This window comes from Arthrobacter sp. JDC6, assembly GCF_056484025.1.
Genome location: NZ_CM151278.1, coordinates 2,052,309 through 2,077,608 on the forward strand (window position 1 = coordinate 2,052,309; position 25,300 = coordinate 2,077,608).

18 protein-coding genes are annotated in these 25,300 nt (G+C 65.5%); 10 read left to right on the top strand and 8 right to left on the bottom strand.

Annotated features, from left to right (window positions below; genetic code table 11):
* Window positions 1-42: 42 nt before the first annotated feature.
* The 6 genes from mihF (at window position 43) to ACV095_RS09640 (ending at window position 6,070) form a co-directional block, all read left to right on the top strand.
* On the top strand, window positions 43-360 hold the full coding sequence (gene mihF / locus ACV095_RS09615; RefSeq protein WP_026265771.1) for an integration host factor, actinobacterial type: 318 nt from the start codon (window positions 43-45) through the stop codon (window positions 358-360).
* 45 nt (window positions 361-405) lie between these two features.
* Window positions 406-999, top strand: a complete 594-nt coding sequence (gene gmk / locus ACV095_RS09620) for a guanylate kinase (protein WP_144599766.1) — start codon at window positions 406-408, stop codon at window positions 997-999.
* A 15-nt stretch (window positions 1,000-1,014) separates the two neighbouring features.
* Entirely contained in the window at window positions 1,015-1,275 is a 261-nt protein-coding gene (gene rpoZ, locus ACV095_RS09625; RefSeq protein ID WP_003800778.1) for a DNA-directed RNA polymerase subunit omega, read from the top strand.
* Between the two features lie 38 nt (window positions 1,276-1,313).
* Window positions 1,314-2,549, top strand: a complete 1,236-nt coding sequence (coaBC, locus tag ACV095_RS09630; RefSeq protein ID WP_134164712.1) for a bifunctional phosphopantothenoylcysteine decarboxylase/phosphopantothenate--cysteine ligase CoaBC — start codon at window positions 1,314-1,316, stop codon at window positions 2,547-2,549.
* 110 nt (window positions 2,550-2,659) lie between these two features.
* On the top strand, window positions 2,660-3,895 hold the full coding sequence (metK, locus tag ACV095_RS09635; RefSeq protein ID WP_478223341.1) for a methionine adenosyltransferase: 1,236 nt from the start codon (window positions 2,660-2,662) through the stop codon (window positions 3,893-3,895).
* Between the two features lie 90 nt (window positions 3,896-3,985).
* Entirely contained in the window at window positions 3,986-6,070 is a 2,085-nt protein-coding gene (locus ACV095_RS09640) for a primosomal protein N' (protein ID WP_478223342.1), read from the top strand.
* Window positions 6,071-6,119: 49 nt separating this feature from the next.
* On the opposite strand, the gene ACV095_RS09645 is transcribed toward ACV095_RS09640, so the two are convergent.
* The 4 genes from ACV095_RS09645 to ACV095_RS09660 are packed head-to-tail and all read right to left on the bottom strand — an operon-like array spanning window position 6,120 to window position 9,985.
* Window positions 6,120-7,196, bottom strand: coding sequence for a glycosyltransferase family 4 protein (locus tag ACV095_RS09645; protein WP_018769297.1), 1,077 nt, complete (start codon window positions 7,194-7,196; stop codon window positions 6,120-6,122).
* Entirely contained in the window at window positions 7,193-8,122 is a 930-nt protein-coding gene (locus tag ACV095_RS09650) for an alpha/beta fold hydrolase (RefSeq protein WP_018769296.1), read from the bottom strand. Before ACV095_RS09650 ends, ACV095_RS09645 begins: the two co-directional genes overlap by 4 nt.
* 8 nt (window positions 8,123-8,130) lie before the next feature.
* The gene (locus ACV095_RS09655; protein WP_056390445.1) at window positions 8,131-9,000 is read right to left on the bottom strand and encodes an aldo/keto reductase; all 870 of its coding nucleotides are present in this window, start codon (window positions 8,998-9,000) and stop codon (window positions 8,131-8,133) included.
* Between the two features lie 19 nt (window positions 9,001-9,019).
* A complete protein-coding gene (locus tag ACV095_RS09660; protein WP_018769294.1) occupies window positions 9,020-9,985 on the bottom strand; it encodes a sugar-binding transcriptional regulator in 966 nt (321 codons plus the stop codon).
* A 166-nt stretch (window positions 9,986-10,151) separates the two neighbouring features.
* Between ACV095_RS09660 and ACV095_RS09665 the strand changes: the two genes are divergently transcribed.
* The 3 genes from ACV095_RS09665 to glpK all read left to right on the top strand — a co-directional run bounded on the left by ACV095_RS09665 (window position 10,152) and on the right by glpK (window position 14,335).
* Entirely contained in the window at window positions 10,152-11,936 is a 1,785-nt protein-coding gene (locus tag ACV095_RS09665; protein ID WP_056390442.1) for a glycerol-3-phosphate dehydrogenase/oxidase, read from the top strand.
* Window positions 11,937-12,029: 93 nt separating this feature from the next.
* Window positions 12,030-12,779, top strand: a complete 750-nt coding sequence (locus tag ACV095_RS09670; protein WP_026265770.1) for an MIP/aquaporin family protein — start codon at window positions 12,030-12,032, stop codon at window positions 12,777-12,779.
* A 41-nt stretch (window positions 12,780-12,820) separates the two neighbouring features.
* Window positions 12,821-14,335, top strand: coding sequence for a glycerol kinase GlpK (glpK, locus tag ACV095_RS09675; protein ID WP_018769291.1), 1,515 nt, complete (start codon window positions 12,821-12,823; stop codon window positions 14,333-14,335).
* Window positions 14,336-14,494: 159 nt separating this feature from the next.
* Here the strand turns inward: glpK and ACV095_RS09680 are convergent, their stop codons facing one another.
* From ACV095_RS09680 to ACV095_RS09695, 4 genes are all read right to left on the bottom strand, one after another.
* Window positions 14,495-15,394 carry a hypothetical protein gene (locus ACV095_RS09680; RefSeq protein ID WP_056390439.1) on the bottom strand — a complete coding sequence of 300 codons (900 nt, stop codon included), beginning with the start codon at window positions 15,392-15,394 and terminating at the stop codon, window positions 14,495-14,497.
* A gap of 41 nt (window positions 15,395-15,435) precedes the next feature.
* On the bottom strand, window positions 15,436-18,513 hold the full coding sequence (locus ACV095_RS09685; RefSeq protein ID WP_018769289.1) for an efflux RND transporter permease subunit: 3,078 nt from the start codon (window positions 18,511-18,513) through the stop codon (window positions 15,436-15,438).
* Window positions 18,514-18,580: 67 nt separating this feature from the next.
* Entirely contained in the window at window positions 18,581-19,033 is a 453-nt protein-coding gene (locus ACV095_RS09690) for a hypothetical protein (RefSeq protein ID WP_478223343.1), read from the bottom strand.
* Window positions 19,033-22,191 (bottom strand): efflux RND transporter permease subunit, encoded by a 3,159-nt coding sequence (locus ACV095_RS09695; RefSeq protein WP_478223344.1) that lies wholly within the window; start codon window positions 22,189-22,191, stop codon window positions 19,033-19,035. The genes ACV095_RS09690 and ACV095_RS09695 overlap by 1 nt, the downstream gene beginning before the upstream one ends.
* 533 nt (window positions 22,192-22,724) lie before the next feature.
* Here ACV095_RS09695 and leuS point away from each other — a divergent pair.
* A complete protein-coding gene (gene leuS, locus ACV095_RS09700) occupies window positions 22,725-25,250 on the top strand; it encodes a leucine--tRNA ligase (RefSeq protein WP_056390433.1) in 2,526 nt (841 codons plus the stop codon).
* Window positions 25,251-25,300 lie beyond the last annotated feature (50 nt).

Sequence of the window (25,300 nt, forward strand, 5' to 3'; positions counted from 1 at the left end):
GCCGCCCTTGGATGAAATCCGCCGAATCCGGGGGTGTCCGTGATGGTCCTGCGACCTTTATCCGCATCTGAACGGGCCGACGCCCTGGGCAAGGCAGCGGCAGCCAGGGCCACCCGTGCGGCCGCCAAGGAAAGCCTTCGGAACGGCGACAGGTCCGCGGCGGACATTATCAGCTCCGCCTTGGAAGACGACGCACTGGCCAGGATGAAGGTCTCGGAACTGCTTGAGGCCCTTCCCGGCATCGGGAAGGTGCGGGCCGCCGCCATCATGCAGCAGCTGGGCATCGCAGCGTCCCGCAGGGTCCGGGGCCTGGGCGTCCACCAGCGCCGGGCGCTGGTAGATTTTATTGACGAGCATTGAGGCAGGCGGCGCCTGTCTTTCCCCCAACTGCGGCAAAAGGAATACGTGAGCAAGAAACCTGGACTGACAGTCCTCGCAGGTCCGACGGCTGTTGGCAAAGGCACCGTGTCCACCTACATCCGTGACAACTACCCCGAAGTATGGCTTTCCGTTTCAGCCACCACCCGGGCGCCCCGGCCCGGGGAAGTTGACGGCGTCCACTACTTCTTCAAGACCAAGGATGAGTTCGAGCGGCTCATCGCCGATGGTGAACTCCTGGAATGGGCCGTCGTCCATGGACAAAACACCTACGGCACCCTGAAGAGCACCGTGAACCAGGCCATCGCGGAGGGCCGCTCCGTGCTGCTGGAGATCGACCTGCAGGGTGCGCGCCAGGTCAAGGCAGCCGTCCCGGACGCCCAGTTCGTCTTCCTGGCCCCGCCCACCTGGGACGAGATGGTCCGCCGGCTGGTGGGCCGGGGCACCGAAACACCGGAAGAACAGCAGCGACGCCTGGAAACCGCTAAACTGGAACTTGCTGCTGAACCGGAGTTCGACCACACCGTCATCAACGACGACGTCCGCCGGGCAGCGGACGAGCTAGTTTCACTCATGGGGCTGACACCGCATCCACACCTGCCGGAACCGTCAGCCCGCTAGGAATTTGGAGAATTCGTGTCCACGAACCTTGAAGGCATCATCAACCCGCCGATCGACTCGCTGCTTGAGGCAGCCGACTCCAAGTACGGCCTGGTGATCTTCGGTGCCAAGCGTGCTCGTCAGATCAACGCCTACTACGCCCAGCTGCACGAGGGCCTCTTCGAGTATGTCGGACCCCTGGTCGACACCAAGCTGAACGAAAAGTCGCTGTCGATCGCACTGCGCGAAATCAACGAAGGCAAGCTGGTTTCCACGCCGATCGAAGCCGCAGAGTAATCCTGCCGCTGAACTGACTTGCTGTTGACGGAGGTCACGTGCGCATAGTCCTCGGAGTCGGGGGAGGGATCGCCGCCTACAAGGTGGCATCGCTCCTCCGGCTTTTTACTGAAGCCGGCCATGACGTCACGGTGATTCCCACGGAGGCGTCCACCCGCTTCATCGGTACCGCCACCTGGGAGGCGCTGTCCGGAAACCCGGTCAGCAACAGTGTCTTTGATGACGTGCACCTGGTGAACCACGTCCGCCTTGGCCATGAGGCGGACCTCGTGGTGGTGGCACCTGCGACAGCGGACCTCCTGGCGAAGGCTGCCACCGGCCAGGCCGGGGACCTGCTCACCAACACCCTGCTGATGGCCCACGGCCCGGTGCTGTTCGCCCCCGCGATGCACACGGAAATGTGGCAGCATCCCGCCACCCGGGCCAACGTTGAGACGCTCCGCAGCCGGGGCGCAGCCGTCCTGGAACCCGCCTCCGGCAGGTTGACCGGGGCAGACTCAGGTCCCGGCAGGCTTCCGGAACCCCAGGTGATCTTCGACGCAGCCATGGCCCTGGTCCAGGGACGCAGTGATTACCAGTTGCCCCTTGCCGGCCGCACCGTCACCATCAGCGCCGGCGGCACCCGCGAACCGCTGGACCCCGTTCGTTTCCTTGGCAACCGGTCATCCGGCAAGCAGGGAGTGGCCCTTGCGGTCGCAGCGCGGAACGCCGGGGCTACCGTGCGCCTGCTGGCAGCCCACATGGACGTTCCGCCGCCCGCCGGCGTGGAGGTGGTCCGCGTGGAGACCGCCCTGCAACTTCGGGAAGCCGCACTGGAAGCCGCCGCCGTGTCCGACGTCGTCATCATGTCCGCGGCCGTGGCCGATTTCCGCCCGGCGGAAGTCTCGGACACCAAGATCAAGAAACGGGACGACACCGCCGATCCCGTCATCACCCTGGTCCGCAACCCGGACATCCTGCAGGAGCTCGTGGAGCAGCGCAACGCGGGTGCCGGCGAGGCCGGGCAGCTCATCGTCGGATTCGCCGCCGAAACCGGGGACAGCCAGGGCGACGTCCTGGCATATGCGGAAGCAAAGCTCCAGCGGAAAGGCTGCGACCTGCTGGTGGTGAACCACGTAGGAGCGGACAAGGTCTTTGGCCACGACTCCAACTCGGTGGTCATCCTGTCGCGCTCCGGCTCCGAACCACAGGAAGCTTCGGGAACCAAGACAGAGGTTTCGGAAGCCATCGTCCGCCGCATCAGCTTTGAACTGAACCGTGTTTCGTCCACTTGAACCTGTTTCGCCCCTCGCCTGAAGTGTTTCCGGCCACCTTTGCTTAGCACGGGGACATCTACCGACTTCTCCCTGACGGGAGTGCCACCACCAACCAGTAAGGTAGTTGAGTGACTTTACCGCTGCACCTTCCCCACACCCATGGGGCCACGCCCTCCGCGCTCCGGCTTTTCACGTCCGAATCGGTCACCGAAGGCCATCCGGACAAGATCTGCGACCAGATCAGTGACGCCATCCTGGACGCGCTGCTGGCCGCGGACCCCGAATCCCGCGTGGCTGTGGAAACGATGGCCACCACGGGCCTGGTGCACGTGGCAGGCGAAGTCACCACCGACGCGTACGTCGAAATCCCGCAGATCGTCCGGGAGACCATCCTGGGCATCGGCTACGACTCCTCAGCCAACGGCTTCGACGGCGCCCGCTGCGGCGTGTCCGTCTCCATCGGCCAGCAGTCCAACGACATCGCCGGCGGCGTGTTCAACTCCCTTGAGGCACGCGAAGGCCGCCAGGAGGACGACTATGACCTCCAGGGTGCCGGCGACCAGGGCCTGATGTTCGGCTACGCCAGCGATGAAACCCCTTCCTACATGCCCACGCCCATCTGGCTGGCCCACCGGCTGTCCGAGCGGCTCACCGAAGTCCGCAAGACCGGCCAGCTGCCGTATCTTCGCCCCGACGGCAAGACCCAGGTGACGGTCGGCTACGACAAAGACGTGCCCGTTTCCGTGGAAACCGTGGTGATTTCGAGCCAGCACGCGGAGGGGGCAAGCCTGGAGCAGTTGCGCGCCGACCTTGCCGCCGTCGTCATTGAACCCGTCCTCGCGGGCGCCAACCTGGACATCTCACGGACGGAAAATATCCTCAATCCTGCCGGCGAGTTCGTCATCGGCGGCCCGGTGGGCGACGCCGGCCTCACCGGCCGCAAGATCATTGTGGACACCTACGGCGGTATGGCCCGCCACGGCGGCGGCGCCTTCTCGGGGAAGGACCCGTCCAAGGTGGACCGCTCCGCCGCGTACGCCATGCGCTGGGTTGCCAAGAACGTGGTGGCCGCTGGACTGGCCAAGCGCGCGGAGATCCAGATCGCGTACGCCATCGGCCAGGCCCGGCCGGTGGGAACCTACGTGGAGACGTTCGGCACCGAGACGGTGGATCCGGCCCGGATCAGCGCAGCAATCGCGGAAATCTTCGACCTACGTCCGCGCGCCATCATCGATGCCCTGGATCTGAAGCGCCCCATCTACGCCAAGACCGCCGCCCACGGGCACTTCGGCCGGGATGAGCCCGACTTCACCTGGGAGCGCCTGGACCGGGTGGACGACCTGAAGGCATTCTTCAACGCCTAGCCGGCTTCGGCCGGCTGCCGGACGTCCAATGTCAGTGCCCGGTGCTTGGCTGATCCTGTCCAACCCGTCAGCTGAACGGAGGTGACCGCCATGGTTGCTGGCAGTTCCGTCCAGCCGTCCCTGCTCCAGGGCTTCCCTGCACGTCCCGTGCAAGGCGGCGTCACCGTGGCGGAGCAGCTTCCGGTGGCGCGGGTGCTCATTGAGTCCTCGCTGCCTCACCTGGACCGCCCATTCGACTATGCCGTCCCGGCCGCGCTTGACCAGGCAGCCCAGCCTGGGGTCCGGGTCAAGGTCAAGTTCAACGGCCAGGACCTCAGTGGATTCGTCCTGGAACGCGTGGCACAGTCCGACGCCGGACACACCCTTGTACCCCTGGCAAAAGTTGTGTCCCCGGTCCAGGTCCTTACGCCGGCCGTCCGGGACCTCGCCACGGCGGTCGCTGCACGGTATGCGGGGACGGTCAGCGATGTCCTGCGCCTAGCCGTTCCACCCCGGGTTGCCAGGCTGGAAAAGGACTTTCCGGACTCGTTGGACATCCCCGACGCCGAAGCCGTGCAGGACGTCCAGGGCAGCCCCGGATCTTCAGCCTGGGGCACACTCCGCACAGGTGCCGCTTTCCTGCGGCACCTGGCCGCCGGTGGATCTCCGCGGGCCGCCGTCAATCCGCTGCAGGGCTACGGGACTGCCGGCTGGCCGGCCATGCTTGCCCAGGCCGCCGCTGCAGCGCATTCCTCCGGAAGGGGCGCCCTGCTGGTGGTGCCTGACTACCGGGACCTGGACCGCCTGGAGCAGGCACTCAAGGACCTGGTGCCGGACGCTGCCGTAGCCAGGCTGACCGCCGACGACGGGCCCACGCCCCGGTACCGGAACTTCCTGCGCCTGCTCGCGGGCAAGGCCACCATCGCCATCGGGACACGCTCGGCCGCCTTCGCCCCGGTGCAGGACCTGGGGCTCGTGGCGTGCTGGGACGACGGCGACGACCTCCATATCGAGCAGCGCGCACCGTACGCCCACGCACGGGAGGTCATGCTCCTTCGCGCCGAGCAGGAGGGCACGGCCTGCCTCCTTGCCGGGCACGCGCGCAGCACCGAGGTCCAGCGTCTGGTGGAAGCCGGCTGGGCCGTCCCGGTTGACACTGAGCGTGCCACCGTCCGCAGGACGGTTCCCCGCGTGGTCAGCACGGCAGACAGCTTCGAGCAGGGGCGGGACCCACTGGCCACCATCGCGCGCCTGCCGCACGCTGCCTGGCAGGCCGCCAAGGAAGGTCTTGAGCGTGGCCCTGTCCTGGTCCAGGTTGCCAGGGCAGGGTACGCGCCGTCACTGGTGTGTGAAACCTGCCGGGAGCCGGCCCGCTGCGGGAACTGCCAGGGGCCCCTTGCGCTGGCCGGCACCTCCGCGCTTCCCCAATGCCGCTGGTGTTCCACGCCGGCGCCGGACTGGAAGTGCTCTCACTGCGGCGCCCGGCGGCTGCGGAAAGGTTCCACTGGAGTCCTCCGTACAGCCGAGGAGCTTGGCCGGGCCTTTCCCGGCACAACGGTCATCACATCGTCCGGCGACCAAGTGAAAGCCACGGTGGGGGCGGGAAAGTCGCTGGTGGTGGCGACCGTGGGGGCCGAACCGGTGGCGGAGGCCGGGTATGCTGCCGCCCTGCTGCTGGACGGCGATTCCCTGCTGCGCCGGGAGACTCTCCGGGCGGGCGAAGACACGGTACGCCGCTGGTTCAACGCCGCTGCCCTCGTCCGTCCCGCCCCGGACGGCGGGCTGGTGGTGGTCACCGCCACGGACACAGCAGCCACCGGCGCGCTGCTGCGCTGGGACCCGGCCGGCTATGCCCAGCGGGAACTGTCCCTGCGCGTGGAACTGCAGCTTCCCCCAGCGGTGCGCATCGCCTCGGTCACCGGGCCGCGCGCCGCCGTCGAACACTACACAGGTGCCGTGGCAGCGGACCTCGCCGGCGCGGGGATAACTATCCGCACCGCCGGTCCGGCGCCGCTGGTGCTCACCGCACCGCCTTCCGGCCGGCGCTCGGCCGAGGACGTCCGGACCCTGCTGTTCTTCCCCTATGGCCAGGCCGCCGCCGTCGTCCGTGTCCTGCGGGTGACCCGCGCAGCCGTGGCCGCCAAACGGGCCACGGACCCTGTGCAGCTGCGCCTGGACGGTGTTGACGTCCTCTAGGCTGGGGACGTTCTGTGACGGCCAGGGCAATGGTGCCTTGGGGACGTCCTCAGCGGCGCCTTTTCGCCACGACCTCGTGTGCCGCTTCCACCAGTTGGCGGGCCGATTCATCCCAGCTGAACTCCCGCGCCCGGGCCAGGGAGCGGCGCGACATGTCCTGCCAGTGCGCGTCGTCCTGCAGCTGCGCAACCGCGTCCGCGAACTGCCCGGGTGACTCCGGGTCCACGTAGGTGGCGGCGTCCGCGCCGACTTCCCGGAAGATGGGAATGTCGCTGGCGATCACCGGGGTACCCACGGCCATGGCCTCGACCAGGGGAAGGCCGTATCCCTCGGCCCGGGACAGGCTCACCAGCGCCGTCGCCCGGCGCAGCAGGCCGTCATACTCTGCGTCCGTCACGCCGTTGTGGAACACCACGGAGGCGCCCGGCGGGATGAGGCTTTCCAGCTCCGCCCGCCGCTCCGGCGTGATCCGGCTCAGCAGGTGCAGCGTGTATTTGGGCAGTCCGGCCATGCCGGCCACCATGGTTTCCACGTTCTTGTAGGGCATGAACGAACCCATGTAAATGATGGTCTTGTCCGCGCCGTCGCCAGGCTGGCGGGGTTCCTGCGCCGGTTGGGGAGCGTTGGCGATGATGCGGACGGGCCGGCGCGTCAGCCGGTACTTGGCCATCAGCGCCTCCGTGGTCCTGCTGATGGTGGCCACGGTGTCGGCCCGGTTGAGGAGCAGCCGCTGCGGCCAGAACGCTTTGTGGTAGAGGCGCCAGAGCAGCCGGACGGGGGCCGGCAGGAAGCCCGGGGGAGCGGGGTGCTCATAGTAGATGAGGTCGTGCAGCGTGAGGATCAGCCCGTACTTCCGGCCCCAGGTACCCATGGTCTGCATGGGGCACACCACCACGTCAGCCCCGGTGGCATTGACCTTCCGGGCAACGAACAGCTCCAGCGGCGACAGCGGACTGCTGATGAGCGTGTACGGCACGTCCGGCAGGAGGGCCAGCTGCCGGACGTCGGAAACCAGCATGGAGACATCCGCGATTTTTGCCGTGGCAGCGATCAGGCTGGCTCCGTAGCGGCTGATGCCGTCGTGATGGTCGGTACGGGTGAAACGTGCATCAATGACGATCTTCACGCGGGGTGGTCCTTCAGGAAGCTGCGGATGTGTCGGGCGGCCGGCTCCGGCGTTTCGTAGTGGATCAGGTGTCCGACGCCGGGAATCACCTTCAGTTCCCCGTCCGGAAGCAGTGACAGGAGGCGGTGCTGGCTGGGAAGGGTGGCGATTTCATCCTTTTCGCCCGCGATGAGCAGCACGGGAAGTTCCAGTTGTCCGGCCACCTCCGCCACGTGGTTGCTGACGGAGGCCGTGAACGACTCCAGCAGGCTGTCCCGGTCCGCGAAGGAACTGAAGTAGGCGTGGTGCTGGCCGTGGATGAAAGCCCTCAGCTCCCGGTCGCGGGTCTTGGCCATGGCCTCGCTCATGACCCGCACAATCAGCCGGTTGCGCAGCAGGGCCAGGCCCGGCCCGCGGGGGAGCCGTGCCGCCAGCCGGTAATACAGGACTGCCAGCCGCGTCATCACGCCCTTGGGTCCTTCCAGCGCCGGAGCAGCGATGGGGTTGATGAGGATCAGGGGACGCACGGCCTCCGGGTTGTTGGCCACGAAGTACGCAGCAAGGATGGAGCCGAATGAATGTCCCAGCAGCACGGTTTCCGGCCCCAGTCCCTGGGACGCCATGAAGTCACTGATGAACTGCCCGTAGCGCTCCACCGAGTGCGGGTCCCGGGCAAAGGCATCGGAGCTGCCGAAGCCGGGCAGGTCCGGCATGATGATGCGCATCTCCGGCAGTTTGTCCGCGACGCGCAGGAGCCCGTGGTGGTCGCCGCGGAACCCATGGACCACCAGGATGGTGCGGGTCTCCGGCGTTTCCTGCAGGGGCGCATAGGTCCAGAAGGCCACCGTGCCGCCGTCGATGGTCACGGTGGAGGCTGAGGTGCGGGCGGAAAGCCCCGCGCTCAGGTACGCAGGCGCAGGGGAGGTCCCCGGATTTACGGTGTCCATGCGCGGGCCTAGTTGACGTTGTCCGGGTGCGAGCCCGTCCGATGCCCGCGGTCCAGCGCGTTGATGGCCGCCAGGTCGCGTTCGGAGAGTTCGAAATTGAAGACGTTAAGGTTCTCCCGGATCCGCGCTTCGGAACTGGCCTTGGGAATGGCGATGTTCCCCAGCTGCATGTGCCAGCGAAGGATCACCTGCGCAGGCGTCCGGCCGTGCTCGGCGGCGCAGGCCTGGATCACCGGATCGGCCAGGACCTGGCCGCGGCCCAGCGGGCTCCACGCTTCTGTCCGGATGCCCAGGCCGGCGTGCTTGCTGCGCAGTTCCTCCTGCTGCAGCCACGGGTGCAGTTCGATCTGGTTGACGGCGGGAACCACCTCGGCACTTTGGAGCAGGCGGTCAAGGTGTGCCGGCTGGAAGTTGCTGACGCCAATGGCACGGACCCTGCCTTCGCGGTACAGCGTTTCCAGGGCCCGGTAGGTTTCCGGGAACAAGCCACGGCGTGGGCAGGGCCAATGGATGAGGTACATGTCCACGTAGTCCAGTCCCAGGTTGACCATGGAGTCGTCGAAAGCCCGCAGCGTGGCGTCGTAGCCGTGGTGGTCGTTCCACACTTTCGTGGTGATGAAGACGTCCTCCCGGCTCAGGGACGGCGACAGTTCCCCGGAGCCGCCGCTGCCTGTCCCGTCGCCCAACTGGGAACTGATGCCGCGGGCCACGCCGGTTTCGTTCCCGTACATGGCGGCGGTATCGAAGTGGCGGTAGCCGGCGGCGAGCGCGGTGGCCACGAGCCCTTCCGCCTCTGCTGGCGGCACCTTGTACAGCCCAAAGCCGAGCTGGTCTATCAGCACGCCGTTGTTCAGGCTGAGCCGGGGTGAGGTTCTCATGGCAACGACTCTACCCACTTCAGCTGGTCAGTCCCTCGTAATCGACTAGGCGGCGTGCGGTGGCTTCGTCCAGGATCAGGTCGGTGGCCAGCCTCGCTGCCAGGGCGCCGCGCAGGCCGTTGATCTTGGAAACCCCCGACACCACGCAGATCCTGCGGCGCACCTGCCGCAGCTGGGCAAGCGCCGGACCGGTGGACCTTTCGTTCAGGACGATCCCGTCGGAGGACCCGTCGGCGCGGAAGAAGACCGTGGCGACGTCACCCACCACGTCCGAGTTGGCAAGGGCGTTCAGGTCGTCCTCATCGAGGTACCCGCCCGCGTAGACGTGGCTGGGATAGTCGGCGTGCACGGAACCCACACCGAAGATGGCGATGCTCATCTTTGCCTGCAGCTCCAGCACGCGCTGCACGCTGCGTTCATTCCACATTGCCGTCTTGGTGGCGGCGTGGTCGAAGAAGGCCGGAACCGGGAACTGCTCCACCCGGGCTCCGTACGCGCTGCCGAACCTGCGCATGATGTCGCTGGCATAGGTAATGCCCGTGGTGTGCATGTTTCCGGCGCCGTTGAGCTGGACTATCACGCTGTCATGCGTGATTTTCCTGGTGAGGTGCCGGCTGACTGCACTGAGCGTTGATCCCCAGGCCACGCCGATAATGGCGTTGGAATCCACCAGGGGCCCGATGGTGCGCGCCGCCTGCATGGCCACGCGGTCGAGGGTTTCGGCTTCGTTGAGCGTGCCAAGGATGGGAACCACGTGGACATCAAGGTTGTACCGGCGGCGGATGATCCCTTCCAGTTCGGGTCCGGTGTCCAAAGGGTTGCGGATTTGGATCTGCACCAGGCCCGAATCCCGTGCGGACGACAAAAGGCGGGAAACCGTGGACCGTGACGTGCGCAGTTCACGCGCAATCGCGTCCATGGTGAGGTCCTGCAAGTAGTACATTTGTGCAGCTCGGAGGGCATCTGCGTCCCGTGAAAGTGCCATCTCACTTCCATTCTGCACGTTCGTGCATAGTCCTTGACTCCATTTTCCATTTCTCCGAACAATAGAGCAGAACGGCGGCGCTATCCAGTGCGTCCGCATCACACAAAGCCCCAAGGGAGACGTTTTGGGACCCAAGGATTCAACTGTTCAACCCTCCTCTGTTTCAGTGCCCCGGCCGGGGGCCGGGCGCGCGTCCGTCCACAGCCTGCGGCAACGTCCGCACGCGAAGGTGCTGGTTGTTGGCGGTGGCATCAACGGAGTGGGCACCTTCCGTGATCTGGCACTCCAGGGCGTCGATGTCGCGCTCGTGGAACGCGGAGATTACTGCCAGGGCGCCAGCGGTGCGTCCTCGCACATGATCCATGGCGGAATCCGCTACCTCGAGAACGGCGAGTTCCGCCTGGTCCGGGAGTCCGTGGTGGAACGCAACCGCCTGCTCAGGATTGCGCCGCACTATGTCAAGCCGCTGCAGACAACCATCCCCATCTTCAGCACCTTCTCCGGCATCCTCTCGGCACCGCTGCGCTTCCTGACCCACAAGCAGCAGGGAAAGCCCAAGGAGCGTGGAGCGTTCCTCATCAAGGTGGGGCTTAGTCTCTACGATTCGTTCTCCAGGAACGGCGGGACGGTACCGCGGCACCAGTTCAGGACCCACAAGGCAGCCCTCGGGGAACTGCCCGCCCTGCGGCCCGACGTCAAATACACGGCCACCTACTTCGACGCGTCCGTCCACAACCCGGAGCGGCTGACCCTGGACGTCCTGCAGGACGGCGAAAAGGCCGGACGCGCCGGTAACGCGAGGGGCACCAGCGCACAGAGTGATACGGCCCGCGCCAGCAATTACCTGTCACTCCAATCCATGTCTGCAACCCCCAATCCGGGAACCGGCAGGGGAAGCACTGTCCGCCTTCGCGACGAACTGACCGGTGAGGAATTCGACTTCACGGCGGACATCATCGTCAACACCACCGGGGCCTGGGTGGACCACACCAACCAGGCAATGGGTGCGGCATCCTCGTTCATGGGAGGCACCAAGGGGTCCCACATCGTGCTGGACCACCCGGGCCTCCTCGCCGCCTGCCGCGGCCGGGAAATCTTCTTCGAGCACACCGACGGCCGGATCGTCCTCATCTACCCCATGGGCGACCGGGTTCTCGTGGGCACCACGGACGTTGACGCGGACATGTCGGAGGACGCCGTCTGCACCGACGAGGAGATCCAGTACTTCTTTGAACTGATCAACCACGTCTTCCCCTCGGTCGACGTCACACCAGAGGACATCGTGTACACGTTCTCGGGTGTCCGCCCCCTGCCCAGCCATGACGCCACCCAGCCCGGCTTCGTCTCACGTGATTACCGCATCGAACGCCGCGCGTCCGCACCTGAGGGGAGCGGCGCCGTCGTGCTGAGCCTGGTGGGCGGCAAATGGACCACCTTCCGTGCCCTTGCCGAGCACCTGACCAACGAGGTCCTCAGTGAACTCGGCGTGCAGCGCAAGGTGTCCACGGCGCAGCTCCCCATCGGCGGCGGCGCCGGTTTCCCTGCCGACGAAGCTGGCGTGCAGAAATGGATCAAGGCCCACATGGCCGGCGGCCGGGATGCAGACCGCACGGCCGGACTGCTGACCCGCTACGGGACCCGGGCCGAAGAGGTCATCGCCTACCTCGATGCCGAGCCCGACCACGCGCTGCGGTCCACCCGTGAACTGAGCGTCCGTGAACTGGAATTCATGGCGGCCAATGAGCAGGTGGGGCACCTGGTGGACGTCCTCATCCGGCGTACCTCCCTGGCCTTCCGCGGACTGGTTACCGGTGAACTCCTCAACGAAGTGGCGGAAGTCCTGTCCGTCCCGCTCCAGTGGGACGCGGCGGCGCGCGCCGCCGAGATCAAGCACGCACAGGACGTGCTGCAGCGTTTCCACCGCGTGGAAACGCACAGCCTGGTCGCCTAAGGCCAGGTTTCCGGCCGGGGCGCTACAGCGTCCCGGCCACACGGTCCTTCACCAGCGGAGGACCGACAACTAAACAAAGAAATGGAGTCAAAGATGTCTCTAGGAATAGTCTTCCTCTCCGAAGTCTTTGGCACGGGCATGCTGACCCTGTTGGGTTGCGGCGTCGTTGCCAACGTGGCTTTGCGGGGGACAAAAGGCAACAGTGGCGGCTTCCTGATGGTCACTTGGGGATGGGGCATTGCCGTCTTCTGTGGTGTCTTCGTCGCCGCCAAGTCGGGCGCGCACCTGAACCCTGCCGTCACGCTCGGCCTGCTGCTCAATGGCAAGGCTGAATATGCGCCGGGAGTCACCGTAGACTTCGCTTCCACCCTCACCTACTTCGGTGGCGAGATGGTGGGTGCATTCCTTGGTGCCGTGGTCTGCTGGCTGGCCTACAAGCAGCACTTCGACGACGAACCCGAGCCTGCCAGCAAGCTTGGGACCTTTTCCACCGGCCCTGCCATCCGGTCCACCCCATGGAACCTGATCACCGAAATCATCGGCACTTTTGTGCTGGTCTTCGTCATCCTCACCCTCGGCGGTACCCCCTCAGGGCTCGGCCCGCTGGCAGTAGCGCTGCTCGTGGTCGGTATCGGTGTTTCCCTCGGCGGCCCCACCGGCTACGCCATCAACCCTGCCCGTGACCTGGGACCGCGCATCGCCCACGCTGTGCTTCCCATCAAGGGCAAGGGCTCCAGCGACTGGAGCTATTCGTGGATTCCTGTGGTCGGCCCGCTTGTGGGCGGCGCCCTGGGTGGACTCGTCGCCCGGATTGTCCCGATCATCATCACGGCCGCTTCCTGACCCGTACTCATCACAGCCATAAACAAGACAAGGACGTCATCATGAACCAGTACGTAATCGCCATTGACCAGGGCACCACCAGCACCCGCGCCATCATCTTCGACCACAGCGGCGCCATAGTCTCCTCCGGCCAGATGGAACATGAGCAGATCTTCCCGCAGGCAGGATGGGTGGAACACGACGCCGCGGAAATCTGGAACAACACCCGTGAGGTCATCGGCTCGGCCCTCTCCAAGGCGAACCTGACGCGGCACGACATTGCCGCCGTCGGCATCACCAACCAGCGTGAAACAGCCGTCGTGTGGGACAAGACCACAGGCAAGCCGGTGTACAACGCCATCGTGTGGCAGGACACCCGCACCCAGGACATCGTCGACGAACTGGGCAGGGACGGCGGCGCGGACCGTTTCAAACAAAAGGTGGGCCTGCCGCTGGCCACCTACTTCTCCGGCACCAAGATCAAATGGATCCTGGACAACGTTGACGGCGCCCGTGAAAAGGCAGAGGCCGGGGACCTGGTGTTCGGCAACACCGACGCCTGGGTCCTCTGGAACCTCACGGGCGGCGTGGACGGCGGTGTCCACGTCACCGATGTCACCAACGCCTCCCGGACCCTGTTCATGGACCTCGAAACCCTGCAGTGGGACGACGAAATCCTCGGGATCTTTGGCGTGCCGCGAAGCATGATGCCGGAGATCAAGTCCTCCTCAGAGGTTTACGGCACCGTCCACAGCTCGCAGCTGCTGCGGGAAACGCCGGTGGCGGGCATCCTGGGCGACCAGCAGGCCGCCACATTCGGCCAGGCCGCCTTTGAAGCAGGAGAAGCCAAGAACACCTACGGCACCGGCTGCTTCCTGATCTTCAACACGGGCGAGGAAATTGTCCACTCGAAGAACGGGCTGCTGACCACCGTGGGCTACAAGCTGGGCGATGCCAAGCCGCACTACGCCCTGGAAGGTTCAATCGCCGTGACCGGCTCGCTGATCCAGTGGCTGCGCGACAACCTGGGCATGATCAGCAGCGCCCCCGAGGTGGAAACCCTGGCCGCATCCGTCAAGGACAACGGCGGCGTCTACATCGTCCCCGCGTTCTCCGGCCTCTTCGCCCCGTACTGGCGCTCCGACGCGCGGGGGGCCATCGTGGGCCTGACCCGGTTCGTTAACAAGAACCATATCGCCCGGGCAGCCCTGGAGGCCACGGCATTCCAGACCCGCGAGGTGCTTGACGCCGTCAACGCGGACTCCGGCGTTCCGCTGACCGAACTGAAGGTCGATGGCGGCATGGTCGCCAACGACGCATTGATGCAGTTCCAGGCGGACATCCTCGGCGTCCCGGTGATCAGGCCCAAGGTCATCGAGACCACGGCGCTGGGGGCAGCCTACGCGGCTGGCCTGGCTGTTGGCTTCTGGAAGGACCTGGGCGAGTGCTCGGCCAACTGGTCCGAGGACAAGCGCTGGGAACCGCAGATGGACAAGGCCGAACAGGACCGCCAGATGCGGCTCTGGAAGAAGGCTGTCACCAAGTCCATGGACTGGGTCGACGAGGACGTGCGCTAGGCAGCACTCTCTGCGGCCCGGACAGCAGTGGACAATCCGGGCAGCAGTGAACAGTCCGGGCAGCAGTGTACAATCCGGACAGCAGTGAAAAGGGAGGGCGGCATTGGTGCCGCCCTCCCTGTTCACGGGCTCCGGTCAGGAGATGTCCGGTTCCGAGGCTCAATCGCAGAGTTGGGCCCGCGGTGTCTTCGCGTAAACGCTCCTGCTGACCTCGTAGCCCCTCGCGTCCTGCTCCAGGGCCTCCTCATTGACACGGGCGAAGTGCCGGGCATCCAGCTGCCGCACTTTCACCAGATCCATGAATTCCTGGTCGGAACCGCCCACTGCAGTGACCTTCACCAGCCCGGTTCCGGCTGAATAGAACTTTCGCTGATGCCCGGCGTCAGGTGGTTCCAGAGGGTTGAATTCATCGATCACCAGCACGTCGTTGTAGCAGCCCGTAGGAACACAAACGTGCTGGTCCTGCTTGAAGACTTGCCCGCAGTCAAGGAAATCCACCTTCGGTGCGTACGCCTGCACATACGGAGGAGTATCTGTCCGGGGCGTGGCCTTCATTGCGATACCGGCCTGCGCCTTCGCGATGCCGCTGATGAAGGTGCTTGGTGCGCCGGCCAACTTGCCGTTTTCGTATTCCTCGGGGTATTCGCCGAACAGCCAGACGGCGCCGCTGGTGCTCTGCGCGAAGAACGCCAGCTCGGATTCGACCAGTTCGCCGTTGTCATAATCGCGGTCCCACACCACCTGCGTGGTGATGCCGTCAATCACTTTCGTCAGCCCTGTCACGGTGCTGACCACGCTGTGCGCGTGGACGCCGTCCGAAGAGGACACCTCCCCAGTGGTTGTGAATTGCATGCCCGGCTTGAGCGGGAACCATTTGTTGTCGATATGCGGTTTTGTCTGGAAATCAGAAGGGTCGAAGTTGATCGCAGAGCCGGGACCGCAGAGCTCCGGTGGTTGTTGTGCCGCGGCCGCGGTGGCGGCGGACGTCACGGTGAGCGTCGCCAGGACAAGCATGAGCGTGGAACCGTATGCGGTGAATCGCTTTTGTCGATGGAACATGGCCGGCCTTTCGTTGTGAGTGGGTTTTGTGCACCCTGCCGCTATCCAGCGGGGGCTGGTTCCGGGTTGGGGCGGCGAGTGCCGCGGGCCGGGCGCCGCTTGGCGAAGCGGAGGTACAGCGACGGCACAATGAAGAGGTTCAGCAGGGTGGACGTGACGAGGCCGCCCAGGATGACCACTGCCATGGGGTGTTCGATTTCGTGGCCCGGGACATTCCCCATGACCACCAGGGGCACCAGGGCCAATCCGGTTGCCAGGGTGGTCATGAGGATCGGGGACAGCCGCTCGGCTGCCCCGCGCAGCACCAGGTCACGGCCAAAGGTCTCACCCTCGTCCCTTTCCAGATGCTGGCAGTGGCTGATGAGCAAAATGCCGTTGCGCGCAGCGATACCCATCACCGTCAGGAAGCCCACAACCGAGCCCAGGGAAAGGATCCCGCCGGACATGAAAGCGGCGAAAACCCCGCCCACCAAGGCGATCGGCAGGGTCAGAAGGGACAGTACGGCGAGCCGCCAGCTCCGGAATGATGTTTGGAGGAGCAGGAGGATCAGGACGAGGGCAGCGGCGGCGAAAATCATCAGGCGGTTCGTGGCCGCCTCACGTTCGGTGTATTCGCCTAGCAGCTGCACGCTGTAACCGGCCGGCAGGTCCAGGGTGTCAAGGCGTTGCTGCAGCTCGCGGGCGACGTTGCCGAGGTCTGCGCCCGATGCCAGGAACGATCCAACTTCAACGCGGCGCGATCCGTTGGTACGGTCAATCTGGTTCGGCACCGGCTGAAGGGCCACGGTGGCCAGATCAGCGAGGCGGACCCGCTGGCCGGTGGGCGTGTCGATCGGCAGGTCTTCGATGCTGGTAACGCTGGACCGGGTGGCGGGAGTGCTCCAGACGTGGACGTCGTAGGCACGTCCGTCGCGGAAGACGTCGCCTACCTCCTCGCCAGCCACGAGCGTGGCTGCCGCACGTCTCACATCGCCAGGTTTCAGTCCGTATTTCTGTGCCTGGGCCAGGTTGACCGTGACAGAGATCTGCGGAACCTCAACCTCAAGGGAGACATGGGCGTCCTGGGTGCCGTGGATGCCGTCCAGGATGTCTTTGACCCGTTGGGCCTGTTCACGCAGCACGTTGAGGTCATCCCCGTAAACGCGGACGAGGATCGGCTCACTGGCTCCCGTGAGGACCTCTTCGATCCGTTCCTTCAGGTAGGTCTGGACGTCCCGGTGCAGGCCGGGATACCCGTTGACAACGTCCTGCACGGCGGCGAGCGTCTCGTCGTAGTTGGCGTGACGGTCAATGCTGATCCAGTGCTCGCCCGCGTTGACGCCAACAATCTCGTCGGCGGTGAAGGCCTGACCAATGTGTGTACCGCAATTCAGGACGCCGGGCACTTTGAGGAACTCCTCGCAGCCGCGCTGGGAGATCCGATATTCCTCCGCGGCTGACGTTCCCGGCTGTGAGACCCAGTGCATCAGGAAGTCCCGTTCCTTGAAAGTGGGGAACAGGGATGAGCCCAGGAGGGGTGCTATCGCCAAACCTGCCAGGGCGACGACTCCAAATCCCGCGTAGCCGTAGCGGGGCCGCTTCATCATGCCTGAAAGGACCGCGTGGTAGCCGCGCTTGAGCACGCGGACGAGGGGAGCGTCACGCTCCTCCAGTTTGGCGTTACCGAGGAGGATCAGTGCCAGGGCCGGAGTGACCGTCAGCGCCACCAGCATTGAGGCGAGTACTGCCAGCGTGTAGGTGATTGCCAGCGGCCGGAAGAAGACGCCCGTCAGTCCATCCAGGAAGAAGATGGGTACTGCCGCCACCACAATGATCAGGGTGGCATAGACGATGGGGCTCCGCATTTCGAGCGAGGCTTTCAACACCACCGAGGACGTGGATTCGCCGCTGCCCCGGGCGCGGTGCTGCCGCAGCCGCCGCATGATGTTTTCGACGTCGATGATGGCGTCATCGACCACGACACCGACCGCAATGACCAGCCCCGCAAGGACCATCGTGTTGATCGAACTGGCGGTGAAATACAGGACCAGGGCAGCTGTGAGCAAGGACAGCGGAATCGCGATGAGGCTGATGAGGGCTGTCCGCCATTGGAAGAGGAAAGCGCCCAGGATCAGGACGACGAGCAGGCAGCCGAGCAGCAGGGCCAGGCTGAGGTTGGAGATGGATTCCTCCACAAAGCTTGCCGGGCGGAAGATGGTGGTGTCGAAGCTGATTCCACTCAAGCCGGGCTGCAACTCATGCAGGGCCTCCTCAACGCCCTTGGTCACGTCCAGGGTGTTGCCCCAGGGCAGTTTCTCGACAATGAGCATGAGCCCATGGCCGCTATTGATGACGGCGTCACCGATGAGTGGCTGGTGGTCTTCCACTACTTGGGCTACGTCGCCAAGGTGGAGGGGCACGCCGTCCTTTTCACGGATCGTCACCTGGGCCAGGTCGGCGGGAGTCTTTATCGGCTGGACGTGCCGAACCCCCATTCTCTGGTTGGGGCTGTCAATAAAGCCCCCGGTGCCGATGAACCTTCCGGGCGAGTACCTAAGCAGGCCTGCGTCGAGGGCGCCGGCGGTAACTTCCATGACCTGGTTGAGGGAAACGTCCTGGGCTTTGAGCTTGTCGGGTTCCACCTGCACCTGCAGCATCTGGAGCCGTTCCCCCCAAATTGCCACGTTGGCCACACCGGGAACCCGCAGGAGGCGGGCCCGGATGGTCCAGTAGGACAGCATGGACATCTCAATGAGCGAGTGCTCAGATGACGTCATTCCTATCTTCATCACGCGGCTCGTGGCGGACAGCGGCTGCAGCATGACCGGCGGGGCCGCCCAGGTCGGCAGCGCCGCCGTCACGGACGCCATGCGTTCCGAGACCTGCTGGCGGGCGTTGAGCAGGTCGGTGCCCGGATGGAAGAGCAACACGATCGAAGACAGCTGCGCAACGGATTTGGACCGCAGCTCGTCCAGTCCCGGCATGCCGCCTACCGCTGCCTCGATGGGAACGCTGACCAGCTCTTCGACTTCCTGGGCAGTCAGGCCAAGGCACGCGGTCTGGATTTCGACCCGGGGTGGGGCGAATTCGGGAAAGACGTCCACGGACGCGGCACCCAGCTGCAGGGATCCGAGCAGCATGACCGCACACGCGATGGCGACGACGATCGTCCTAAACCTGAGGCTGACCCCGATTATCCAGCGCATGTCACTGGGCCGTGTCGAATTCCGCGCCAAAAAGCTCCTCAGCGCCCGTGGTCACCACCGTTGTGCCGGGAGGCGGCCCGTCGCCCAACTGCGCAACATCGGCGTTGATGCGTTCGACGGTGATTGGCGCGCGGACGTAAACCAGGGGCTCGGGGTTGGTGTACACCCAGGTCTTGCCGGTGCTGTCATACAGAATGGCCGCATAGGAGACGGTGAGCTTCCCGGTCTGGGGGTCCGTCGCCACCTGGACGGTGGTAAGCCCGAGGCGTTGGACAGCGTGATCGGTGAGCGTGATGCGGTGAAGGTCCGTTCCCGGCACCGTGGCAATAGCCGCCGGGTCGTTGGCTGACGCCGCTTCGGACACTTGTGCGCACCCTGCAACCAGGAGTGACAGGAACGCCGCGATAACGAGGGCTGCGTGCTTCCTGGCAGGCCCTGCTGGAATTGATTTCATCACACAACCTGGTTTTCAGTAGGTTCATAGATGGCGTGGCCGGCGCTGTGCGCTGGTGCCTTCGGCGCGAAGGCGAGCAGTACGGCGGGTACCACAAACAGGGTGGACAGGGTGGAGGTCAGCAGGCCGCCCCAGATGATCACGGCAAGCGGTTGAATGATTTCCGTTCCTGCCACACCGCCGAACAGGACGAGGGGCACAAGTGCAAGTGCCGTCATCCCGGCCGACATCAACGTCGGACCCAGCCTGTCCCTCGCCGCATGGACCACCAGGCCAGGCATCGGCATTTCACCGCCCCGGGCCTGTAGTGTCCGGACGCGTTCCGCCATCAGCAGGGTGCCCCGGGCCGCGATCCCCAGCACGACGGCGAACGCCACCAGTGCGACCAGGGAATTTACCGCCCCGGTAACCAGGGCGGCAAGCACGCCTCCGGAGAGCGAAAGGACCAGGCACAGGGCGAGCGGGACGGCGAGCCGCCAGCTTCCGGCAGCAGTCTGCAGAAGAACCAGGATGCCCGCCGCGGCAATCGCTGCGAGCAACCAGAGCCACTGGATGTTGCTTTGCTGCTGGGCATACTGCGTGAGGATTTCGGCGTGGTACGACATCGGGAACTGCATCTTTTGGAGGCCCGCATTAATGTCGTTTTGGATGTCGCTCAGGGGCCGGCCCTGGATGTCGGCTTTCACGTCAAGGCGGCGATAGGTGTCATCGTGAAGTATGACGGACTCGTTTCCGACCATATTGACCTGGGCGACGTCGCCCAGGCGGGCATGCCCGCCGCTGGGGGTGTCGATGATCAGGTCACGAACGCTGTCCAGGCTGTTCCGCGTGGACGGGACCCCCTTGACGATGACCGAGAAGACCTTCTGCTGTTCGTAGAGGTTGCCCACTTCGATACCTTGCACCAAGGCGGCCGCAGCGCGTCGAACATCCCCGGGGGCGACGCCGGCCTTCTGCGCCTTGGCAAGGTCAACCGTGACCTCGGCAATGGGCTGCTCGGGGGGAACGTCAACATGGGCGTTCGCAATGCCGGCGGTGTGTTCCAGAATCTGCTGCACCTCCGACGCCTTCTGCCGCAGGATCGCGGGGTCCAGGCCGTAGACCCGGACGGCGAATCCGCTGTCCGCAGCGTCCCGGATCGCGTCGAGGCGCTCCTGGGGATAGGTCGATATCTTGCTGGTCAGCCCGGGGTAGCCGGCAATGACCTGCTTGACGGCGGCAGCAGTATCCCTGAAGGACGCATCGTGTGCCACGCTGACCCAAAGTTCACCCGAACTTACGTCACCGACCTGGTCGGAGGTGATGGCCCGGCCAACGTGGCCTCCCACATTGGCCACGCCGGGCACGCCGCGCAGCTCGCCCGCCGCCGCCTCCGTGATCCGGCTCATTTCCTGGTCCGAGGTACCAGCGATCGCGCTCCAGTGCACCACCAGGGTCTTGTCCGCCATTACCGGCACCACGGGGTGGCCGGCTGCCAGCTGGGGCATCAAGGCCAGCCCCGCCAGCGCCACAACGGCGGAAGCAGCGAACATCCATTTAGCCCCTCCCCTCAGGCGGACCAGGAGCCGGCCGTAGCCCACCTCGAGCCGCTTCAGCGACCGGCGTTCCCGCGGCGCGTTCAACGCTCCGGGGAGGACGAACACCAGCGCGGCTGTGACGGCCAGCGCCACGATCATCGAGACTGCCAGGGCAAGCAGGTAGGCCAGGACAAGTGGACCGAAAAGGGCTCCATTCTCACCTGTGAAGAAGAATGCCGGCATCGTGGCCAGCGCCATGATCAACAGCGAGTAGAGAATCGGAGTACGAACCGAGCGAAGGGCCTCCGGAATCAGGCCCGAGCCCCGCTGGGTATCGTGCAGCGCGTCCCCGCGTTTCCTGGCGGAAAGGTTCGCCGCCACCACCCCACTGAGGTCCTCGGCGACGTCGCCCACGATAACCGCGAGGGCGAGCACCATGCCCGCGAACACCATGGAGTTCATCCCGACCCCGCGCCAGTACAGGACAAGGGCCGCCGCGGTGAGTGCCACCGGGATGGTGACCAGGCTGATGACAGCGGCACGCCATGACCGGAAGAACGCCCAGAACATCGCGACGATGACCAGCAATGTGATGAGCAGGCCGACGCCGATTACGCCGACTTCCTCCTCGATGAAGGACGCCTGCCGGTAAACGGTGGTGTCCACCTGTACCCCGGGCAGGCCCGGCTGGAGTGCGCGCAGTGCCTCGTCCACGCCCCGCGTCACGTCCATGGTGTTGGTCTCGGGGAATTTCTCGATCACCAGGAGGAGCTCGGTTTCCTTGCTCAGGAGGGCATCGCCGATCAGTGGCTGGTGGTCCGTTTGAACCGTGGCGACGTCCTTCAGGAGGAGGTTCCCCGCCGGACTGTCCAATGGAACCTGACCCAGGTCCTGGGGAGTGGTGATTGGCAGGACGTGCTGGACGCCGATCCGCTGGTGTCCGGTCTCGAAGAAGCCGCCCGTTCCCGGGGTGGAGGCCTCCAGGTAGCTCAGCGGTGATACCCATACTGAGTTGCCGGTGGTCTTGATGACATCGTCCAGCGTGACGCCTTTGGCTGCAAGCTGACCCGGATCCACCAGGACCTGCAGTTGCTGATCCCGTTGGCCCCAGATGGCCACGTTGGCGACACCAGGCACCGCCAGGAGGCCTGGCTTCATCGTCCAGCGGGCCAGGACAGACATGTCGATGGCCGACATGTCCTTTGACGTGAGCTTGATCATCATCACCCGGCTGGTGGATGAGAGCGGCTGCATGAGGACCGGCGCTGCTGACACGTTCGGCAGTGCGCGGGCCTGGGTAAGGCGCTCAGAGACCAGCTGGCGTGCCCGGAAAAGGTCAGTCCCCGGCTTGAAGACCATCTGGATCGAGGACAGCCCGGGGAGGGACTTGGATCGGATCGCCTCCACCCAGGCAACGCCGTTCAGCAGGTCGGCCTCCATCGGGGAGGTGACGAGCTGTTCCACCTCGGCGGCCGAGAGCCCCAGGGCCTCCGTCTGGATCTCCACCTGCGGCGGGGCGAATTCCGGATAGGCATCAACGGACATGCCCGGCAAACTTGATAACCCAAAAGCGAGAATTCCCGCAGCCAATGCCAGGACCAACAACCGGAACTGGACAGCCCAGCGAATTATGGCGGTCATGACCAGTACCACGGTGATTGCCTGGCCCACAACCCGGGAGCTTCGGTGCGGACCTTTACTTTTGCGGGGGCGAAGCTGCTGTCCGCCAGTTGTCGTGCGGGAAATCTACGCCAAGAACACATTTCGGGCTCCTCGACCTGAGACCGTTCAGTACCCCGCAGACTTGCCATCACTGTGGACCGCAGAGCATAACTTGGCAAGAGTACTTAGCCCCTCAACTTTGCGGCTCCGGCAGTAGGGGGAGCACCCAATTCGGGGGGTGGTGGCTTTAGGGGGATGCGGGCTCCGGCGCGTGCCCTCATCGGCTGGGCGGTAATCCGGCACTTGTTTACACTGGGGGTGCGCTAAAGTAGAGCCATGCGTGCGATCCTTCTGCTTAGTTAGCCGCCGGCTCCGGATATCGGATAGCTGAGCGGCAGCCCCTCCCTTGGCGAGGGGCTTTTGTGTGTCCGGGGCATGGCGCCGGGCCGGCAGCAGGAGGATCAGGCCGTTATGGCAGCACCGATGCCGTAACAGAACAGAAGAGGGCAGCAGTGGGCGTTCAGCCGGAGACAGAGACCGGAACAGCAACAACAGTATCGGCGGAGCCTGAGGAGGGCACCTACAGTTTCACCGCCATGGAGGCCAAATGGCCCCAGGTGTGGGAGGACCTCAAGGTCTTCACCCCGGTGGATGACGGGTCCCGGGAGCGCCGCTACGTGCTTGACATGTTCCCGTACCCGTCCGGTGACCTGCACATGGGCCACGCCGAAGCGTTCGCCATGGGTGACGTCGTGGCCCGCTACCTGCGCCAGAAGGGGTACGACGTCCTGCACCCCATCGGCTGGGACTCCTTCGGCCTGCCCGCGGAGAACGCTGCCATCAAGCGCAACGCCCACCCCAGCGAGTGGACCTACGCCAACATCGACACCCAGGCAGCGTCCTTCAAGCGGTACGCCATCTCCGCCGACTGGTCGCGCCGCCTCCACACCTCCGACCCCGAGTACTACCGCTGGACCCAGTGGCTGTTCAAGCGCTTCTACGAGCGCGGGCTGGCCTACCGGAAGAACTCCCCGGTCAACTGGTGCCCCAAGGACCAGACCGTCCTGGCCAACGAGCAGGTGGTCAACGGCGCCTGCGAGCGCTGCGGCACCACCGTGACCAAGAAGTCGCTCAACCAGTGGTACTTCAAGATCACCGACTACGCGGACCGCCTGCTGGATGACATGGACGAGCTGCGCGGCCACTGGCCCGAGCGCGTCCTGGCCATGCAGAAGAACTGGATCGGCCGGTCCGAGGGTGCCCACGTCAACTTCGTGATCGAGGCCGACGGCGGCAAGCCCGCCAAGGAGGTCACGGTCTTCACCACCCGCCCGGACACCCTGTACGGGGCAACCTTCTTCGTGGTGGCTGCCGACGCGCCGCTCGCCGTCGAACTTGTCACGGACGACCACGCAGCTGCCCTGGACGAATACCGTGAACGGGTCAAGGCGCTCTCCGAGATCGAACGCCAGTCCACCGAGCGCGAAAAGACCGGTGTCTTCACCGGCCGCTACGCCATCAACCCGCTGAACGGCGAAAAACTGCCGGTCTGGGCTGCCGACTACGTCCTGGCCGACTACGGCACGGGCGCCATCATGGCCGTGCCCGCGCATGACCAGCGGGACCTCGACTTCGCCCGCGCGTTCAACCTGCCGGTCCGCGCCGTCCTGGACACCGGCGAAGAGGATCCCGCCGTCTCGGGCACCGCCACCTCGGGGGAGGGCACCCTGATCAACTCCGGCGAGCTCGACGGACTGCCCAAGGCCGAGGCCATCCCGGCGGCCATCACCATCCTGGAGCGGCAGGGCACCGGCGAGAAGTTCGTGAACTTCCGGCTCCGCGACTGGCTCCTGAGCCGGCAGCGGTTCTGGGGCACCCCCATCCCCATCATCCACTGCCCGTCCTGCGGCGAAGTCCCCGTTCCCGATGAGCAGCTGCCCGTGACCCTTCCCTCGGACCTCCGCGGCGAGGACCTGGCCCCGAAGGGCACCTCGCCGCTGGCCGCGGCCGAGTCCTGGGTCAACGTCGAATGCCCCACCTGCCACGGCCCTGCCAAGCGGGACACCGACACCATGGACACGTTCGTCGACTCCTCCTGGTACTTCCTGCGCTTCGTCTCCCCGCACTACACCGGGGGCCCCTTCGATCCGGAGAAGATCAACGACTGGATGCCCGTGGGCCAGTACGTCGGCGGTGTGGAGCACGCCATCCTCCACCTGCTGTACGCCCGCTTCTTCACCAAGGTCATCCACGACCTGGGCATGATCGACGCCGACGAACCCTTCAGCGCCCTGCTGAACCAGGGCCAGGTACTCAACGGCGGCAAAGCCATGAGCAAGTCGCTGGGCAACGGCGTGGACCTCGGCGAGCAGCTCGACAAGTACGGCGTGGACGCGGTCCGGCTGACCATGATCTTCGCCTCCCCGCCGGAGGACGACGTCGACTGGGCCGATGTTTCGCCGTCGGGCTCGGCGAAATTCCTGGCCCGCGCCTGGCGCCTGGCGCAGGACGTGGCCAGCGGGCCCGGCGTGGACGCCACCACCGGCGACCGCGCGCTGCGGTCGGTAACGCACCGCACCATCGCGGACGCCGCTGAACTGCTGGACGCCAACAAGTTCAACGTGGTGGTGGCCAAGCTGATGGAGCTGGTCAACGCCACCCGCAAGGCCATTGACTCCGGCGCAGGGGCGGCGGATCCGGCGGTCCGCGAAGCCGCTGAAGCCGTCGCCGTGATCCTCAGCCTCTTCGCGCCATACACCGCCGAGGACATGTGGAACCTGCTGGGCCACCCGGCGTCGGTCGCCAACGCAGGCTGGCCCGCCCACGATCCCGCGCTCCTGGTCCAGGACACGGTCACCGCCGTTGTCCAGGTGCAGGGCAAGGTCCGTGACCGGCTTGAGGTGTCCCCGGACGTCTCCGAGGATCAGCTCCGCGAGCTGGCCCTGGCGTCCGACAACGTCCAGCGCGCCCTTGACGGCCGCGGCATCAGGACAGTCATCGTCCGTGCCCCTAAGCTGGTCAACATCGTCCCGGCATAAGCGCTGCACCCCGCAGCACGCACCGGCCGCCGGAAGTTTTCCGGCGGCCG

Excerpts from the sequence above, each read along its gene's own strand:
- ACV095_RS09655 (WP_056390445.1), bottom strand. The coding sequence starts at position 9,000 with ATGAGAACCTCACCCCGGCTCAGCCTGAACAACGGCGTGCTGATAGAC.
- ACV095_RS09640 (WP_478223342.1), top strand. The coding sequence starts at position 3,986 with ATGGTTGCTGGCAGTTCCGTCCAGCCGTCCCTGCTCCAGGGCTTCCCT.
- ACV095_RS09670 (WP_026265770.1), top strand. The coding sequence starts at position 12,030 with ATGTCTCTAGGAATAGTCTTCCTCTCCGAAGTCTTTGGCACGGGCATG.
- ACV095_RS09650 (WP_018769296.1), bottom strand. The coding sequence starts at position 8,122 with ATGGACACCGTAAATCCGGGGACCTCCCCTGCGCCTGCGTACCTGAGC.
- ACV095_RS09690 (WP_478223343.1), bottom strand. The coding sequence starts at position 19,033 with ATGAAATCAATTCCAGCAGGGCCTGCCAGGAAGCACGCAGCCCTCGTT.
- ACV095_RS09685 (WP_018769289.1), bottom strand. The coding sequence starts at position 18,513 with ATGCTGCTCGGATCCCTGCAGCTGGGTGCCGCGTCCGTGGACGTCTTT.
- glpK (WP_018769291.1), top strand. The coding sequence starts at position 12,821 with ATGAACCAGTACGTAATCGCCATTGACCAGGGCACCACCAGCACCCGC.
- ACV095_RS09680 (WP_056390439.1), bottom strand. The coding sequence starts at position 15,394 with ATGTTCCATCGACAAAAGCGATTCACCGCATACGGTTCCACGCTCATG.
- mihF (WP_026265771.1), top strand. The coding sequence starts at position 43 with ATGGTCCTGCGACCTTTATCCGCATCTGAACGGGCCGACGCCCTGGGC.
- ACV095_RS09660 (WP_018769294.1), bottom strand. The coding sequence starts at position 9,985 with ATGGCACTTTCACGGGACGCAGATGCCCTCCGAGCTGCACAAATGTAC.
- ACV095_RS09695 (WP_478223344.1), bottom strand. The coding sequence starts at position 22,191 with ATGACCGCCATAATTCGCTGGGCTGTCCAGTTCCGGTTGTTGGTCCTG.